15 protein-coding genes are annotated in these 17,811 nt (G+C 29.5%); 1 reads left to right on the top strand and 14 read right to left on the bottom strand.

Features of this window, described 5'->3' with window-relative positions; translation table 11 throughout:
* Positions 1-2: 2 nt before the first annotated feature.
* Complete coding sequence (locus tag BM053_RS09695) at positions 3-968, bottom strand: ABC transporter permease (protein WP_244148519.1); 966 nt, start codon at positions 966-968, stop codon at positions 3-5.
* A gap of 53 nt (positions 969-1,021) precedes the next feature.
* Between BM053_RS09695 and BM053_RS09690 the strand changes: the two genes are divergently transcribed.
* The gene (locus BM053_RS09690) at positions 1,022-1,741 is read left to right on the top strand and encodes a tyrosine-protein phosphatase (RefSeq protein ID WP_091476894.1); all 720 of its coding nucleotides are present in this window, start codon (positions 1,022-1,024) and stop codon (positions 1,739-1,741) included.
* Between the two features lie 37 nt (positions 1,742-1,778).
* On the opposite strand, the gene BM053_RS09685 is transcribed toward BM053_RS09690, so the two are convergent.
* From BM053_RS09685 to BM053_RS09625, 13 genes are all read right to left on the bottom strand, one after another.
* A complete protein-coding gene (locus BM053_RS09685; protein ID WP_091476892.1) occupies positions 1,779-4,136 on the bottom strand; it encodes a GumC family protein in 2,358 nt (785 codons plus the stop codon).
* A gap of 8 nt (positions 4,137-4,144) precedes the next feature.
* The gene (locus tag BM053_RS09680; RefSeq protein WP_091476890.1) at positions 4,145-4,942 is read right to left on the bottom strand and encodes a polysaccharide biosynthesis/export family protein; all 798 of its coding nucleotides are present in this window, start codon (positions 4,940-4,942) and stop codon (positions 4,145-4,147) included.
* Positions 4,943-5,005: 63 nt separating this feature from the next.
* A complete protein-coding gene (locus BM053_RS09675) occupies positions 5,006-6,973 on the bottom strand; it encodes a polysaccharide biosynthesis protein (RefSeq protein ID WP_091476888.1) in 1,968 nt (655 codons plus the stop codon).
* 107 nt (positions 6,974-7,080) lie between these two features.
* Positions 7,081-8,217 carry a DegT/DnrJ/EryC1/StrS family aminotransferase gene (locus BM053_RS09670; RefSeq protein ID WP_091476886.1) on the bottom strand — a complete coding sequence of 379 codons (1,137 nt, stop codon included), beginning with the start codon at positions 8,215-8,217 and terminating at the stop codon, positions 7,081-7,083.
* The gene (locus BM053_RS09665) at positions 8,218-8,859 is read right to left on the bottom strand and encodes an acetyltransferase (RefSeq protein ID WP_091476884.1); all 642 of its coding nucleotides are present in this window, start codon (positions 8,857-8,859) and stop codon (positions 8,218-8,220) included. It abuts the gene before it with no gap.
* A gap of 5 nt (positions 8,860-8,864) precedes the next feature.
* Positions 8,865-9,470, bottom strand: a complete 606-nt coding sequence (locus tag BM053_RS09660) for a sugar transferase (protein ID WP_091476882.1) — start codon at positions 9,468-9,470, stop codon at positions 8,865-8,867.
* A gap of 56 nt (positions 9,471-9,526) precedes the next feature.
* The gene (locus tag BM053_RS09655) at positions 9,527-10,657 is read right to left on the bottom strand and encodes a glycosyltransferase (protein ID WP_091476880.1); all 1,131 of its coding nucleotides are present in this window, start codon (positions 10,655-10,657) and stop codon (positions 9,527-9,529) included.
* A complete protein-coding gene (locus BM053_RS09650; RefSeq protein WP_091476878.1) occupies positions 10,650-11,969 on the bottom strand; it encodes a glycosyltransferase in 1,320 nt (439 codons plus the stop codon). Before BM053_RS09650 ends, BM053_RS09655 begins: the two co-directional genes overlap by 8 nt.
* Positions 11,966-13,492 carry a lipopolysaccharide biosynthesis protein gene (locus BM053_RS09645; RefSeq protein WP_091476876.1) on the bottom strand — a complete coding sequence of 509 codons (1,527 nt, stop codon included), beginning with the start codon at positions 13,490-13,492 and terminating at the stop codon, positions 11,966-11,968. Before BM053_RS09645 ends, BM053_RS09650 begins: the two co-directional genes overlap by 4 nt.
* Before the next feature lie 6 nt (positions 13,493-13,498).
* The gene (locus BM053_RS09640; protein WP_091476875.1) at positions 13,499-14,497 is read right to left on the bottom strand and encodes an acyltransferase family protein; all 999 of its coding nucleotides are present in this window, start codon (positions 14,495-14,497) and stop codon (positions 13,499-13,501) included.
* Positions 14,498-14,500: 3 nt separating this feature from the next.
* Positions 14,501-15,505 (bottom strand): hypothetical protein, encoded by a 1,005-nt coding sequence (locus BM053_RS09635; protein ID WP_208600949.1) that lies wholly within the window; start codon positions 15,503-15,505, stop codon positions 14,501-14,503.
* A gap of 29 nt (positions 15,506-15,534) precedes the next feature.
* Complete coding sequence (locus tag BM053_RS09630) at positions 15,535-16,671, bottom strand: glycosyltransferase family protein (RefSeq protein WP_091476872.1); 1,137 nt, start codon at positions 16,669-16,671, stop codon at positions 15,535-15,537.
* Positions 16,671-17,807 (bottom strand): EpsG family protein, encoded by a 1,137-nt coding sequence (locus BM053_RS09625; protein WP_091476870.1) that lies wholly within the window; start codon positions 17,805-17,807, stop codon positions 16,671-16,673. Before BM053_RS09625 ends, BM053_RS09630 begins: the two co-directional genes overlap by 1 nt.
* Positions 17,808-17,811: the final 4 nt, after the last annotated feature.

The following is a 17,811-nucleotide window of genomic DNA, read 5'->3' as shown; positions in this document are numbered from 1 at the left end:
ATTTAAATAACATCTATAAAATTCTTTTCTGTTTTATTAAAAACAAAAACACCCGCAAAAAATATTATTATCGAAAATAATAAGGAATATAATACGCCAAATAAATCTAATGTTCCACTACCTAAAAAAGCATATTTAAAAAAATCAAAAATACTCGTTAATGGATTTAAATATACTAAATAATGTAATGATTCTGGTAGTTTTTCTAGAGCTAATGAAGTTGGATAAACAATAGGCGTCACATACATATATAACGAAATCCCAAAAGTCACCACGAAGGTTAAATCTCTATATTTTGTGGTTAGTGAAGTGATAATCATACCTGAGCCTAGTGACAATAATATCATAACCAACAATAACAATGGCGTGTACAAAACATATAGGTTAGGATGTACGTTATATCCTTTATATATACAATAAAACAAAACACCCAAGAAAAACAGGAATTGAATTCCGAATTTGACCAAATTTGAAAAAACAATAGCCAGTGGCATGATTAATCTGGGAAAATACACTTTCCCGAATAAATTCTGATTGGTTTTAAATACTTCGGAAGTAGATTTAAAACAATCTGAAAAATAAAACCAAAGTACATTTCCTGCCAAAACAAACAAAAAATACGGCGTATCATCAGAAGGAATGTTGGCTATTTGGCTAAAAATAACAAATTGTATTAGCGAGGTAATTAATGGCTGAATGATAAACCAAATAGGACCTAAAATGGTTTGTTTGTAAAAAGTCACAATATCTCTTTTTACAAAAAGAAACAGCAAGTCTCTATAACGCCATAATTCCTTATAATCTAATTCGAACAAACCTCTTTTGGAGGAAATCTCGAACAACCACTCTTCTTTATTTTCTTCTGAATAACTCACTAATTGTAGGTAATATAAATATTTTCGTAAATCTATAAATTTAATTTGATTAGATAAATAAAAACAGGCTAAAAGTCCAAGTATCATTAACATTTTTATTTCCAAATAAATGATACTTTTGTAGTCCAAATTAAAACCTACCTATAATGTTATTTTTTAATAAAAACAAAACAGTCCTCAAGGATTTAATCCCTGAAAACCACGTTGACATCCATTCGCACTTGTTGCCAGGAATAGATGATGGTGCACAAACTATTGATGATACTTTATTTTTACTTGATAGTTTGAAAAATATGGGAGTTTCAAAATTTATAACGACACCCCACATTTTTAGCGGTTTTTGGGACAACACCAAAGATAAAATACAAGCGCTTGAGTTAGAAACAAACTCAAACAACAATACTTCATTTAAAGCTGCAGCCGAATACTTAATGGATGATCATTTTATTTCTTTGTTTCAAAAAGGGGAAATCCTGACACTTAAAGACAATTATGTTCTGGTTGAAATGTCTTACTTGAATCCGCCAATTCAGCTTTTTGACATTATTTTCGATTTGCAAATAGCGGGATACAAACCCGTTTTGGCGCATCCTGAGCGATATGCTTTTTATCATAATAATTTTGACTTATACCAAAAATTAAAAAACGCAGGTTGTTTGTTTCAACTTAACTTATTATCGACAGTAGGTTATTATGGGAAAGAAGTGGCTCATGCTGCCGAAAAATTATTAAAAAAAGGACTTATAGATTTTGTAGGATCTGATGTACACCACAAAAAACACATTGACTCTTTTGATAAAAAAATATTAATAAAAGATTTGCATCCATTAAAAGAGGCAATTGCAAACAATCAGTTTTTTAAATAAAAAAAGAGGCAATTTAAATTGCCTCTTTTTTTATTTCTTATCCGAAGAAAGAAAAATTAAACATTTTCTTGTACCAAGGTTTTTCAATTATTTCTTGGCCGTAGCCGTAGCCGTAACCACTTTTTGTATCTGTATCATTAAGCAATACACACATGTTAGGCAATTTTTTCTCTCTATACAATGATTCCGGTGTTCTTAAGAATGATTTTTCTAAATAATTAGCTCTAACTACATATACAAAGGCATCGGCATTTTTAGATATTAGCAACGTATCGGTAACCAAACTAACTGGAGCAGTATCTACAACAATGTAATCATATTCTGATTTTAATTGTTCGAACATAGCTTCAACCTTTTTACTCATTAATAATTCTGCTGGATTAGGCGGAATGACTCCTGCTGGAAGAATATCAAAGTTTTCGTAACCTTTTTGATTTACTATAAAATCATGTATATCTGAATCTTTTGTCGACAAAAAGTTTGTGAGTCCTCTTGATGGCAATTTTACGTATTCTTCTAATTTAGGATTTCTAATATCCATACCTATAAGCAATACTTTTTTTCCTGAAATGGCGATAGTTGCAGCAAGATTAATAGCTATAAATGTTTTGCCTTCTTTTGGCAAGGTAGAAGTTAAAAATATAGTTTTTGCTTTGTTATTGGTTTCCAAATTACTTAAAACAAATTCTAAATTAGTCCTAACAATACGTATCGCTTCTGCTGAACTGGTTCTGCTTCCCGACTGCATGATTTCATTATTATCATCAGAATGAGGTACATCACCAATAAATGGAATCGTCAAATTAGCATCTAAATCATGACGATTTTTCACTTTAGTATCCAGTAAATCTAATAAATAGATTATCGAAAAAGGAATAAGCAATCCCAATATTAAGGATACTAAATAAATTAAACTTCTTTTAGGTGATATAGGGGTATCTGAAGAATAAGCATAATCTACAACTTTAGATATTGGTGCTGTTGCCGCTAGTGTAATGGCGGTTTCTTCTCTCTTTTTAAACAAATACAAATACAATTCTTCCTTAATTTGTTGTTGTCTAAAAATTCCTCTAAATTCTCTTTCTTGTCTGGGAATTTGAGAAATTCTTCCACCAACAATATTTCCTTGATTAATAATGGCATTGTTTTTTATAACTAATGAAGACTTTAGTTTATTTAGACTTTCAGAAATACTAGATTTTAAAGAATTTATTTTATCATTAACTCTAATAACAATTGGATTTTCTGGAGTAGAGCTTTTAAGTACTCTATTTCTTTCTATGACCAAATTATTGTATTCTGCAATCAGTGTCGATGAATTATTATCATCCGGAACAATATTTGCTGGTATGATATCGTCATTGTTGTTGTTTTTCATAAAATCGATCATGATACCAACAACTTTAAGTTGTGTCCCTACAATAACTTCTTCTTTGTTTGATTCGCTGGAATTTTTAAGATACAATTCGGCTTCAGTAGGAAGATCAGTAATATTATTTTTCCTTTTATACTTTTCTACATCTTTTTCTACGCCATCTAGTTCGCTTGTAATAATCCCCAACCTATCGTTTATAAATTGAGCCGTTTTTTCAGAAATTAAATTTTTATCAACTATGGCATCATTGTTATAAATGACAACTAATTTATCTAAGAAATCCTCAGACTTTTCTTTAACTGGATCCGTAAAGGAAATTTCTAGAACATTTGTGTGTTTTGTTATGTTTAATACATCTAACCTTCCTTTAAATTTATTAGTAGCTTTTTTTAGAGATTCTAGCTTTATAACAATATTTAAATTTATATCTTTTGCATTATTTCTGTTCATACTGACCACATAATTTCCTAATTCTTTTGAAGAAATTATCTGCCCAAAGTTAAACTCACCTACATTATTATTATTTGCATCAAACAATTCGAACTTTTTAGGTGATAAAATTTTCACGCTTAAAGTGGTGTCCTTTTCGAAAAAATTTTTATTTTTTTCTTTAAAATCAATAGTAATAAGGTTTTCCCCATAAGATTCGGAAGATTTAATACGACCTTCTATAACATATGATATATTAAAATTCCCTTCTTTGATTGTTTTTTCGACTAATGATCTCGATTTCAAAACCTCCATCTCATCATCAATATCTCTTTTTACTCCGGAAAACATCGACAAATCTTGAAAAGCAGCGAGTTCAGAAGACATGCCTCCAGAATCTTCTCTTTTAATTAATAAAGTGGTTTGTGATCTGTATTCTGGAATTGAATACCTCAAATATAATTTAGCAAGAAATAAAAAGAAAAAAATACTTAATAAAAACCATTTCCATTGGCTTAAGTATTTTAAAATTTGCTCTCTTATGCCTGCAGAATTATCTTCGGACAAATCATTTATAGTATTGTTTAACATGAGTAAACTTAGTTTTTATTAATTATAAATATTGATAATACCACTGAAGATATTAATGAGGCTATGGCAATCCAAATAGGTCCATTTTGGGTAAATCCTGTCGAAGTGTTTGATTTGGCCTTATTTGGCTCGACATAAAGTAAATCATTTTGAGATAAATAATAATAAGGCGAATTGATAAAATCGGCTTTTGTAATATCTATTCTATTAAATGTTTTTTTGTTGTTTACTTCTCTAACCAAAATGATATTATCTCTTTTTCCGTAAATGGTTAAATCTCCAGCTAAACTTAGGGCTTCTGGCAAAGTAATGCGTTCGCTAGCAATAGTAAAACTTCCTGGCTTTACGACTTCTCCTTGTACGGTAACTTTAAAATTTACAATACGCATATTTACAATAGCGTCATTAATATATTTTTTAAGTTTACTTTTAATAACATTGATAACTTCCGATTTAGTTTGCCCTCCTGTTTTTATTTCCCCTAAAACTGGAAATTGAATAACTCCATTAGCATCTACTAGATACAATTGTTGTTGTTTTTGCGCTTGTGTTGTTTGTCCAATGGCGGTGGGAACAGAAATGGCTTCAAGATTAAATGGGGCTGAAGCTTCAGGATCAGGTGTAGAAACTACAATCATTAATAAATCATCTGGTTGAATTTTAGATTCAAAATTATTTGCGGTTTCCTGAGCCGCAACCTGATTGATATTTTGATAATAAGCAATTTGTTTTTTATCCCCACATGATGTTAGCAATAATAAGTTAAGTCCTAATAAAAAATATGATATTAAATTCCTTTTCTTCATTGTTTTAATTTTGCACTCAAAGATACTTTTTTTATTAAAAGTAGTTTGAACTCTGGTTTTTATTTAATTATCTAGAATTTCAAAAGTAGAATTCATACTTTTAAATTCTGGGATTAGCATTTTCATTTTTGTAACAATCAGATTATTATCGTAAATATTCGAAGCTTTAACTATTTCTAAAATTGCTGTTTCAACTTCACTATGAATATCGATTTCTTCTTGTGCCACCATTATTTTTTCGTGGTGAGTGGGTAGTGTTTTCGAATTATCGTTTAGTAATTCTTCGTATAATTTTTCGCCTGGACGTAATCCTACAATTTTAATTTTAATGTCCTTATCTGGAACAAAACCAGCCAAACGAATCATTTTTGTGGCCAAATCATATATTCTTACTGGTTTTCCCATATCAAAAATATAAATTTCCCCACCTTTGCCCATGGCACCTGCTTCTAGAACCAACTGACAAGCTTCGGAAATAGTCATAAAATAACGAATAATTTCTTCATGAGTGATGGTAATTGGACCTCCTTCGGCGATTTGTTTAGAAAATAGTGGGACTACCGACCCATTAGACCCCAATACATTCCCAAAACGGGTAGTTATAAATTTTGTTGTATGAGCATTATTCTTTTTTTGATCAAAATACAAGGATTGCACATATTTTTCGGCAATTCTCTTACTGGCGCCCATGACATTGCTAGGATTTACCGCTTTATCTGTAGAAACCATAACAAATTTTTCTACCTTATACTTTAAAGCTAAATCGGCTAAATTTTTTGTCCCCATCACATTTACAAATATCGCTTGCGATGGATTTTCTTCCATAAGTGGAACATGTTTGTAAGCAGCCGCATGGTATACTAAACTTGGTTGGTATTGTTCGAATATTCGTTCTAAACCAACTAAATCTCTGATATCTGCAATAAGAGAAACCAATTTGGTTTTTGAATTTAGTTTTTGAATCTCTAAGGTTAAATCATGCAAAGGGGTTTCGGCTTGGTCTAGTATGACCAAAGTTTCAGGATTAAAATCGATAATTTGTCTTACAATTTCACTTCCTATGGAACCTGCAGCTCCAGTAATTAAAATTGTTTTTCCTTTTATTTGCGAAGAAATTAATTTGTTATCTAAAACAATCAGTTTTCTTTCTAGTAAATCTTCAATTTGAAAACTCTTTATTTTTTTTGATATTTCTTTCTGATTTTCCCAATCTGAAATAAGTGGTACGGTATATACTTTCAGATTAAACTCTAAACATTCATCTACAATTGCGATTTGTTCTTCCTTTGTGAGTCCTTTGTCGGCAATGATTAAAGCATCTGCATTCATAGAACGCATAAGTACCGAAATCTTCTTTTTCTGATTTAAAATAGGTAAATCCAGAATCCTTTTTGATGAGTTTGAATTGTGCTTATCTATAAATCCCAACAACTTAAATCGCATAGGAATTTCGGAAATTAGTGCATTAGATACTGAAATCGCATTGGCATCGGAGCCGTAAACAATAGCGCTCACAAGTTTTTCATTCTGAATTCCTTTTAAGTAAGCTTCAAAAAACTGTTTCACCAATACCCTATATAAAAACAACAAACAAAAAGACACAATAATATTAATAACAAGTGCTGTGGTAAGAAACAAACTGTCTTTAAAATAGATTGAAAAAAGAAAATTAAAAAACACTAAAACTATAAAGGTGGAAACTTGTGAAAAAACAATTTTTATAGCATCTATAAATGAAGAATGCCTAATAATCCCTGAATAGGTTTTAAACCACCAAAAAAAGAAAATATTAGTTACAAAAAATAAAACAATTTTATAACCTTCATTATGGGATTTATAATATTGCAAACCTATTCCTTTAAACAAATAATAGGTTAATAATCCTGACATAAAAATAGCAAACACATCAATAGATAGAATTATCCACCTAGGCAAATAGCCTAAGTTTTTAATACTAAAACTTGATTTCGAACTATATCCAAGAATCTGTTTTAACACAGATTTTATTTTTGCTTTTTCTTCTATTTCCAAAGTAGCTTTACTTTAAAATACATTATGTTTTATTTTCGTAAGATAAAAACATCACGTAAACCTAGTTTCATTTCGGGTTTTCGTCTTTCGAAAAGTGTTGCAAAATACTAAAAAAATAGTTGAATTTCGGCAATTATTCTCTTTTTTTCTTCTTCCGTTAGATTTGAACCAGACGGCAAACACAATCCATTTTCAAATAATTGTTCCGAAACCTGAGTCCCGTAATAGGGATAGGATTCGAAAACGGGTTGTAAATGCATGGGTTTCCACAACGGGCGACTTTCTATATTGGCTTTTTCTAGTACCAATCGCAGGTCTTCACGAGTTTTTCCGTTTGTTTTTTCTGGGTTGATAATGATGGCACTTAGCCAATGGTTGGAAAAATAATCGGGGTTGGGCTCGGTAAGAACCGTAACACCCTCTATTGATGCAAAAGTATCGACATACAATTGATGCATTTCTCTTCTCAAACCAACATGTTTGTCTAAAACCTGCATTTGTCCGCGACCTATTCCCGCACAAATATTACTCATTCGGTAATTATAACCTACTTCGCTATGCTGATAATGTGGGGCATTGTCACGTGCTTGTGTGGCTAAAAAAACGGCGCGCTCTTTAATTTTTTCATCCTTAGCAACCAATGCGCCACCACCTGAAGTGGTGATAATTTTATTTCCATTGAATGATAAAACACCTATTTCTCCAAATGTTCCACATTTTTGCCCTTTGTACGAACTTCCCAAAGCTTCGGCACTATCTTCGAGAATCGGGATTTGATATTTATTTGATATGGCATCGATAGCATCAATTTGATATGGCATTCCGTAAAGGTGTACTGCTATAATTGCTTTTGGCTTATTCCCTTTTGAAATACTATCGATTATAGCTTCTTCAAGGGCTATTGGACACATATTCCAAGTTTCTAATTCACTATCAATAAAAACAGGTGTGGCACCCAAATACATAATAGGATTTGCTGATGCGGAGAATGTCATACTCTGACAGATTACTTCATCTCCTGCTTTAACACCTAATAAAATAAGTCCTAAATGCAAAGCTCCTGTCCCAGAACTTAACGCAGCAACATGTGTAGTTTGATCTAAGTATTTTTCTAAATCTTGTTCAAAACCATTTACGTTAGGCCCTAATGGTGCAACCCAGTTAGTATCAAACGCTTCTTGAACATATTTTTGTTCGTCACCGCCCATATGTGGAGAAGAAAGCCATATTTTTGAGTTATTCATTTAACTATTAAATTTTATAGTTTTAGCAGGAACGCCAACGGCAGTACAATTTTCAGGAATTGATTTTGAAACAACTGCCCCAGAACCAATAATTGAATACTTTCCAACTTTTACTTGATTTATTATTTTTGCGCCAGTTCCTATATAAACCCCTTCTTCAAGAACAACTTCTCCTGAAACATTTACTCCCGGCATGATTGAAACAAAATTTTCTAATACTGTATCATGACCAACTGAACACATTAAATTTATGGTAACAAAATTCTTGATTTCAATATTACAAGTTAGAACATTTCCGGCGCATATGATTGAGCCTTTACCTATTTCAACATACTCTCCTATCAATGCATTAGGATGAATTAAAGTCTCGAAACTAATTTTTTTATTATTAATTTTTTCTAAAATTGAGATTTTTGTTAATGGATTTCCAATAGCCATAGATATAGATAAAGGATACTCAACTTTATTTATATCTTCAATACTACCTAAAACAGGACAACCGTTTATCATGGTGTTTTTTTCAACTCCGTCATCAAAAAAACCTATAAATTCGTATACTTTATTTTTAAAATTTATTTGATCTATGAGCATCTTAACTTCTCTACCAAATCCTCCTGCTCCAATTATTGCTATTTTTTTCATATTTTTCAATATTGTCCTTGAAATGGTTCCATAGTTATATTTTTTCCTGCGTTAATTCCTTCTTTTTTAAAAACCTTTAAAATCGTTTTATATAAGATTTTAACATCTAATCTAAATGAACAATGATCTACATACCATACATCATATTCAAATTTTTTATCCCAACTTATTGCGTTGCGTCCATTTACTTGCGCCCAACCTGTTATTCCAGGTTTTATATCATGTCTTCTATTCTGAAAATCATTATACAAATGTAAATAATTTGTTAATAAAGGCCTTGGTCCTATAAGACTCATATCTCCTTTTAAAACATTTAGCAATTGCGGGATTTCATCTAAAGAGGTTTTACGTACAAAAGCACCAAATTTAGTTAATCTTTCTGCATCGGGAAGTAATTTACCATCACAGTCTTTTGCATCGGTCATTGTTTTGAACTTAATAATTTTGAAAGTTTTTCCATTTTTACCCGGACGTTCCTGGATAAAAAAAGCATCACCTCGATTTGCAATTTTAAGTAAAAGAAAAACCAAAATAAAAACTGGACTAATGAGTATAAACCCAATAAATGCGGCGAAAAAATCTAAAAAGGGCTTTGCAAAATTTTTATACATTTTTGATATTGATTCTTATTTAAAGTAATTATTTGCCAAATTTAAAATTAAATAATTTAATCGAGTAATGAATTATAATACTCTTTCCAAAGAACCGTTACTTTTTGTTTGGAAAAAAAATATTCGGTATACTTTCTCCCTTCAAAACCCATCTTATTCCTTTCGATTGGATAATCTATTAAATATTTCATTTTTTCGTAAAGTGAATTCGAATTGTATGTGACATGTCTTAATCCAGTCACATTATCAATAATTGTGTCTTGCAATCCGTATGTATCACTACAAACAATTGGCTTCTGGGAAGCAGAAGCTTCAACAACACTTAATCCAAAAGCTTCCCTATGGCTTGGAAGGCAAAAGACATCACAAACCTGCATTATTTTTTCAGGATTATCAGTTAAACCATAAATATGATATTTGTCTTTTGATTTTTGACTTAACAATTCTATAATATTTTCTTCGTCAGGTCCAACAATTAATAATTTCACATTAGAATAAACATCTGTAAGCTTATCAAATGCTTTTACCAAATCGAAAATGCCTTTATCTTTATTTAATCTTCCCAAGAACATAAAAACAATATCGCTTTCTTCATAATTCAATAACTTTCTTAATTCTTGTCTAACTTGAATATTGGGAGAAAATTTAGCCAGATCGATTCCGCTTATTGTTCCTTTACCTAAAACTAACGAATTCTTTTTTGTTATTATATTATTTTGAATTAAAAACTCCTGTTGTGGTCGTCCGTCTACTAAGATATTTGTGCTTAATGACACGACAAGTTTGTCGAGAAAAATTAAAAGCTTTTTAATAAAACCTTTTTTTGTATGCCATACTTGACCTGTGAAAAAATGTATTCTATGTTTTGTTTTAGCTAATTTCCCACTTACAATACCTATAAGTCCAGCTTTAGGAGTAAAAGTAGTTATAGCATCAAATTTATTTTGTCGCAAATATTTAGTTAACAAAAACAAGGATTTTAAATCTTCTATAAGGTTTATTTTTCGATTTATAGGAATATGTTTTATTTCCTGCAAATATTGATTTGAATAGTTAGGCAATTCTAAATCATCTAAGTTTGCTACTAGGTATACTTCATATTGCTTTGATAAACTTTCAAAATGATTCTCTAAAAATGCTTTTGCAGTATATGGAGTTGAAACTATGAAACATATTTTTTTACGCATAATCCTTTTTGTCTAACAAGTAAATCAAATCTGATTCAAAATTCTTTAATACATTATTTTTATTATGGTTTAAATTACCAAAATCCCATACTTTTTTAGCATATTCTTCTAATGAATTTGTATTGTCAATTAGTTTTAATAATTCCGAATGCAACTGCTCTTTGTTAGAAACCGTTATACCTATTTCATTCTCTTTAAGATAATTTATTGACGCCGAATGTTCCCAACCAATAGCTAAAATAGGTTTTGCAGCTTCAAAATAATCAACCAATTTAGTGGAGAAAGATAATGATGTAGCTAACATTTGTTCCTTTTCAAATGATTCTACATGCAGTAAAATATCGCTATTTGATAAAATTTTAGGTATTTCTTCATAAGGTACTTTACCCATAAGCTCCACCGCTTTATTATTTTCTAATTTCACTTTGATATTATCTTTTATTAAATTAGCAGTATAAATTTGTAATTTAATTTTTTGTTCATCTCTATTTATAATTGACAATACTTCCGATAACATAAGAATACTGTTTATTCTCCCATAAATTATGTTTCCTGTAAAAACAATATTGATTGGCAAGATTGTTTTTTTTACGGATGGATAAACTCTAAAACTTCCCGTTTTATATAATAATTTAAATTCTGAACGATAAATTGTACTGTATACTCTAGCTTGCTCATCTATTATACAATAATTTAAATCGGCCATTTTTATACTTTTATTCATATATTTTCGAAGGACAAATCTATTAACCCAATACCATGGAGATAGTGAATATTGCCTATAAGTAACTAAATCATCACAATGAAAATAAACGACTTTTGCCTTGGTTTTTTTTTGAACATAATACAGAACAGAGTGCATATAGAAAGAGTCATACGATGGAGAGTATATAATATCTGGACTAAATTCTTCTAAAAAATTATCTAATTCTTTGCTCTTCCATTTTCCTATAAACCATAACAACTCTCTTGCCCACAAAAAAATATGCCATCTATTATTTCTAAAAAAATCGTATAGTTTTTTTTCTGTTTTCTGGTATTCTATTTCATTGTCAACTTCTCTTGTTTCATCCAATCTTTTTTCAAACTTTAAACCAGCTACTTTTGTTTTTCGTAAAATTTTTCTAACAAGTAGGCTTTCAGAAATTTTAAAATATTGAGTACAAACTTTGTTGTTAGGAATTTCGTCTCTAAAATATAAATTAGCGATTTTATCAGATTCCCAGCATTGAAATAGATTGGACAAGGTGTTTCCACTATTGTTTGTATCATTCCAAGAATCTCGGCTTATTACTAAAACTTTAGGCTTCATACTAATTTTAGTTTTTGCAGCAATTTAGTTATTCCATTTTGAAACAACAATTTTTCATCCGTTTTAAGTCCAAAGAACCACATCATGATTAAATAAATAAAACTAATTATTATTACTTTCATAATAAATATTAATATACTTATTTGTGATATAAAATAGTTTACCGTTATGCCTACAAGTAATGTAACTACTATTGGCAAAACCATACTCAAATAGCATTCTTTAAAAAATCTGGGGATTTCCAGTTTAATTACTTTCCAATAAACATAATTCATTCCAAGAACATGACATAACATTGTAGCCGTAAATATCCCGATTGCACAACCAACAGCACCGTATTCTGGAGCCAAAACAAATGATATCAAGACACTTAATACCGAAGCAAAAACAAACATAATAGCTCTATACTTTAATTCATTTATAACAAATAAATAGGTATAACCAATTTCTTGGGTTAAGGTCACGAATCCTGGTAAGATTAATAAAATTGCTACATAATATGAGGTTTTAAAATCATCACCCATCCACAATATAATAAAGTCTTTTCCTAAAACAATTAATCCAATTAACAATAATCCCATTAAAAATAATTGTACTCTACCTACTCTAATCATAAGATTAGTAACCTGATGGAGGTTATTTTTTTGAGTATCTAATTGTGTTACTTTAGCCATAAACAGGCCGTTTAAAGCATGAGCAAATGTCCAAGTGTATCCTTCAATAATAATTCCAATAGAAAAAAGGGCTATTTGTGTTGTCCCGGAGAAAACACCTAAAATTGTTGGTGCAATATTAATTAGCAATCTTTGTGCAATACCAATAATAAAAACCCAAAACGAAAACTTGAGTAATTCTTTTAATACAGATTTGTCATGGTATTTTAAATTGACACTTACTGGTGTAAATTTAAATAAATAGACACATTTTACAATAATAATAAGCAATCCCACAACGGCATTGATAACTACTAAAGCAAATAAGTGATAACCTAAGAGTAAGGCTACAACCATAAAAATAACTATCCCAATTTTACTAATGGCATCACATAATTTTAGGACTATAAAACGCTCGTAAGCAATTAAAACACCATCGAGTGTTAGAAATGGAAAAGAAAACAAGCTAAAAGCGCCCGCAACAATATAAACTTTTTTAAACTTTTCTATTTCAGCAACTTCTAGTTCTACAAAAATATTAGCAATCAAAAAATACAGCATTATTAAAACAACACAAAGCAAGGCATTAATAAATAAGTAAAATTTAGTTGTTAACCCAAGTAGCTGATTGATTTTTTCTTGATTATTTTCTGTTCTATATTTAGCAATATATCTTGCAATAGTTTGACCCAAACCGAAATCCATAATAAAATATGACAAAAAAGAAGTAACTAAAATATACAAACCATAATCTGATTTGCCTATTGTTTTAATCATCCAAGGAGTATATAATATCCCTGCAACAATACTAAATGTGATTGCAAAATAAGAAATTAAGGCACCTGCCTTTATTTGATTTGTAGTTCCCATTAAAGTTTAATAAGCTTTTGATTTTTTGTTTACATTCCTAATTCCTAATAAAGTACAATATAAACCATCTAAGTTTATTAATTTAGAAATTCTCAAGCCTAATAGCAAAAAGACAACATTAAGTGATAAAATTATAAATGGATTGATAAATTCCATAAAAAAATAGGTGGGTAAGTATTTTCTAATGGGAAACATTAAAAAATGTGTCAAATAGATTCCAAAAGACAATTCGGCAATTCTAGCAAAAATGAAATGATTAAAAACGGGTAGTGTACACAGAGAAAACAGACACACGACCCCTATAAATTCCATAGGTAATGTCATTTTAGAAAAATACCCCCCCGATTCTGGTTCAATATAAACGCTAACAATCAAACAAATTAAATACAATCCAATTATGTAAATCATTTTTTTATTTAAAAAAAATAAAAAAGCTGCCATATTTTTTTTCAACAAAACACCTATAGAAAAAACACCTAACCAATTGAAAATGTTTAGATAATTATAAAAAACAATAGTTCCTTTGCTTAATTTAAAAACTAATAAATCTATATAACCATAACTTGTTAGAAAAATTGACAACGTCGTTAAAAAAACAAAAAAGTAGAGGTGGTTTTTTTTATTAAAAACACTTAAAACTAAAAAACAGCTCATGATAACTGTCAGGTAATACAAATATGTTTTGTAACCTATAATCCATAATAACCAATCGATTAAATCAAAATGCAATCCAACTAGATAAATTACTGTTCCTGTAAATACCCATGGAATGACTATGGTTTTTAGTTTGTTTTTAAAAAAAGGAACAAATCCATATTTATCAATATTAAAATAGTAACCCCCTATAATTAAAAAAGTTAAGACTCCTAGCGTACCTAATCTTTCGGTAATTGTACTTAAATAGTTATAATTTGTACTTCTAGAATGGGCAACAATAACTGATATGATAGCCAAAAATTTAGCCACATTCAACATGTTATTAGTACGTTCAACTGAATAACTCATATATTATTTGATAGAGAGTCTTCTCTTTAAACCTTTAATAATACTCTTGAAATCGCCATCTAAAACACGATATGAAATAGATTCGAAAAGACGGTATAAATTAACCAAAGGGTACCCGTTACCCATAATTCTGTCTATTCGTTTTTTATACTCTACATCCTCAATAACATACTTAGGATGTTTTAATGGAAATATTAATTCATGCGGTTTCATATAGAAAATTTTCTTAATCCCTTTAGGCAAAATTTTCATAGAAGTTGCTCCGTGAGTTGCATTTGAGTCGATTCCAATATTAGAAATCAAATTGTATTTAGGAACAATGTTTAATCTCGAGTTTAATATTGCTGCCGATCCAAAAATAGACTCATAATGAGCTCTACCTGTTGCTTTATGATTTTGACAGTTTTTATAAAAATTAGAGTACGCTTTTTTTCCTAAAACAGACTGGATACAGTGTTTGGCATAATTATCATTTAAGAAATCATATTCTTCTTCCCACTTATTAAAAACGCGTCTCCAAGAAGCCCAACCAGTTATTGAACCTGATTTTGAAAAAGTATAACTATGGGGTGTTTTGTCATAAACTTCCATTTGATTCATCCCACAAATCATATTTATTCTTTCATCAGTAGCGTAACGCTCTAATAATTCTTTGCAATAAGGAAAAAAACTTTGAGAAGGTATATCATCATCTTCTAAAACAATCCCATGTACTTCATTTTCAAACAGCCATTTTTGAGCCATATATTCAGATGGATCACAGCCAAAGTTTTTATCTTGGTAAATTTTAAAAACTTGACAATCCCAATCTATATGAGAAACTATCTCCCTGCATTTTTTAATATTCTCAACATCATCTTGACGGCCTTCTCTTGGCCCATCTTGATAAAGATAAAGTTTAGAAGGACGTGCAATTTTAACCTGTTCGAATACTTTTGCCAAAGGTTCTGGTCTAGCAAAGAAAAGTATTAAAACTGGTATATCTATTTTAAAGGAAGGTTCACTCATAATATTAATTAATCAAAGACAATAATAATTTATAATATAGCTTCTAAGTTTTTCTTAAAATCAAAGTCTAATTCTTTGATTCTAATAATTAGAGCTTCTCTATTTATTTCAGAAACATGAAGTACTGCGTTGGCAATAGACTCAGGCGTATCCTCATTATAATAAGTCACTAAATCGGCAATTTCAGATTTAACCACACAGGGTACGTAACATGAAACAACTGGTAATCCCATTCCAAGATAAGACAAAATTTTGCTAGGAAAAGAAGTATCTAAATAGGCTCCGCTCATTTTTTGAGTACTTAATCCAATATCACATTTCTTACAGTAATCAATGTATTCTTTATTTGTCTTAAGACCATCAAAAACAATTTTACAATCAGAAAACTCATTTATCATTTTTATTCTTTCTATAAGTTTTTGCGTTTCGCCAAAGCCAATAATATTAATTTGATAATTATCATTTAAATAGGGCGCTATTTCAATAGCATTAAATGCACCTGCCTTTTCAAAATCAATAATTCCCGCATATAACAAATGAATTTTTTTATCTGTTCTTATTATTAATTCATCATCTTCAAAAACAGAATAATTTCCGTAAATAATAACATAGGGTCTTTCATTCGCTAATTTTTCGGCTAACAATTCCGTAGAAAATAAGAAAGAGTCTGCTTTTTTAAATATTTTTTGTTCTAAACGATCAAAATAAGGATGCAATGAACCAACATCACTATATATTTCCTCAACTTCGAGAACTAGATGAAATCCTTTTATTTTTTTGGCAAATAGCACTGGAAAAACTAACCATGGAGAATGATACATGATAACTTTTTCTCCTTTTTTTGTATTTGATATTAAATAAAAAAACAGCCAAATTAAAGTAATTAATATTTTTATAGTCCTTGAAAATTTATTAGAAGTACCTATACTTGGCGCAAATACAATTGTTTTTTTTTCTGCTTTTGAAATTGTTTTTGAAGCAATAAACGGCGCGTTATTAGAAGAGTCTGCAATCCAAGAAGGAGAAATGATTTTAACACTACACCCTAATTCAATCATTGCTTGGGCAATATAATTCATTTTATTTATAGCCGCCTGAGCTCCAATACGATCGTATTGCAGTTCTGACAGATTGTAAAAACCAATATATTTAATGTTTTTTTGCATTAATCTGGAACAAAATAATGATTAGGCAAACGCATTTCTTCCCAAAAAAATCCGTACCGAACTTCCTGCGTAAAATTAGCTTTCAAAAATAATGAAATTAGAACTATCATAGTTAGAATAGTTACTTCATTTTTTATTTTTTTAGAAAATCTTTCAAATGATTTTAAAATTTCTGGAATAAATAAAACCATAAAAAAAGAAAAATATTGTACTACTCTCATATAACCATGAATTTGAAGCACAAATGCCATAAAGAATATTGCTATTGAAAAGGCTATAAAATAAAGCCTCGCATCAGGGTTTATTTTAATTATTCTGTCGTAATTTAAGGCTCCAACAAAAGTTAAAACCAGCATAAGTACAATAAAAGTAATTGGCCTATATTTTTCAGTAGCCTCATACTCACTATAAGAATTTGTCGCTGCAATAAAATAAGTAGATAAAGTATCGCTAAAAAATAGCAATATTGGGAATAACAACAAGACACTCCATGTAAGAATTTTTGCATTCTTTATATAAGATAAAAAATAAAATAAAATAAAAATCAATGCAGATTTATGAAAAAATGAAGCTAACAAAATAACCAAAAAATAGAGTATCATCCTTTTCTTTTTTAAGAATTCATACCCTAACAAAAGTATTGCTGTTGCTATTGTTTGCCTTATTCCTGTATAAGAATAAAATGTATAAAACATAATACTATACATAAAAAAAGCAATAATTAAATCACTTATTTTTGATGTATTTTTATACAAAAACCTTCCAAAAGCAGTAAAAAACAGAAAGGCCACAAAAAATAAAAAAACTTGAAAATCATTTGAAAAAATTTGAAAGAATTTTTGAAAAACTATAAACCCTGGATCTTTACCTATTCCATATCTAAAATAATCAAAAAAAATAGTCCTAACATTTTCCCATGATGTTCTACTAATATCATTAAATGCTAAATAATAAGTATAAGTATCTTCTCCAACAGCAACGTTTCTTAACCCTGATTGTAATATTAAAATAAAACATATAATCCTTATATATCTCTTTCTATTGGAAGAGCTATTTACAAGACCTAAAGTAGGAATATTATAAAAAACAAATCCAAAAAATAGGATTAAAAAAATCACACTTAAATTAACAATCATAACG

This window comes from Flavobacterium swingsii (assembly GCF_900111965.1).
Taxonomy (GTDB): domain Bacteria; phylum Bacteroidota; class Bacteroidia; order Flavobacteriales; family Flavobacteriaceae; genus Flavobacterium; species Flavobacterium swingsii.
This window is presented reverse-complemented; position numbering and strand designations above follow the sequence as displayed.

Coding starts and splice junctions, on each gene's coding strand:
- BM053_RS09665 (WP_091476884.1), bottom strand. CDS start 8,859: ATGAAAAAAATAGCAATAATTGGAGCAGGAGGATTTGGTAGAGAAGTT.
- BM053_RS09635 (WP_208600949.1), bottom strand. CDS start 15,505: ATGAGTGAACCTTCCTTTAAAATAGATATACCAGTTTTAATACTTTTC.
- BM053_RS09680 (WP_091476890.1), bottom strand. CDS start 4,942: ATGAAGAAAAGGAATTTAATATCATATTTTTTATTAGGACTTAACTTA.
- BM053_RS09685 (WP_091476892.1), bottom strand. CDS start 4,136: ATGTTAAACAATACTATAAATGATTTGTCCGAAGATAATTCTGCAGGC.
- BM053_RS09630 (WP_091476872.1), bottom strand. CDS start 16,671: ATGCAAAAAAACATTAAATATATTGGTTTTTACAATCTGTCAGAACTG.
- BM053_RS09670 (WP_091476886.1), bottom strand. CDS start 8,217: ATGAATAACTCAAAAATATGGCTTTCTTCTCCACATATGGGCGGTGAC.
- BM053_RS09645 (WP_091476876.1), bottom strand. CDS start 13,492: ATGGGAACTACAAATCAAATAAAGGCAGGTGCCTTAATTTCTTATTTT.
- BM053_RS09660 (WP_091476882.1), bottom strand. CDS start 9,470: ATGTATAAAAATTTTGCAAAGCCCTTTTTAGATTTTTTCGCCGCATTT.
- BM053_RS09650 (WP_091476878.1), bottom strand. CDS start 11,969: ATGAAGCCTAAAGTTTTAGTAATAAGCCGAGATTCTTGGAATGATACA.
- BM053_RS09640 (WP_091476875.1), bottom strand. CDS start 14,497: ATGAGTTATTCAGTTGAACGTACTAATAACATGTTGAATGTGGCTAAA.
- BM053_RS09625 (WP_091476870.1), bottom strand. CDS start 17,807: ATGATTGTTAATTTAAGTGTGATTTTTTTAATCCTATTTTTTGGATTT.
- BM053_RS09695 (WP_244148519.1), bottom strand. CDS start 968: ATGTTAATGATACTTGGACTTTTAGCCTGTTTTTATTTATCTAATCAA.
- BM053_RS09690 (WP_091476894.1), top strand. CDS start 1,022: ATGTTATTTTTTAATAAAAACAAAACAGTCCTCAAGGATTTAATCCCT.
- BM053_RS09655 (WP_091476880.1), bottom strand. CDS start 10,657: ATGCGTAAAAAAATATGTTTCATAGTTTCAACTCCATATACTGCAAAA.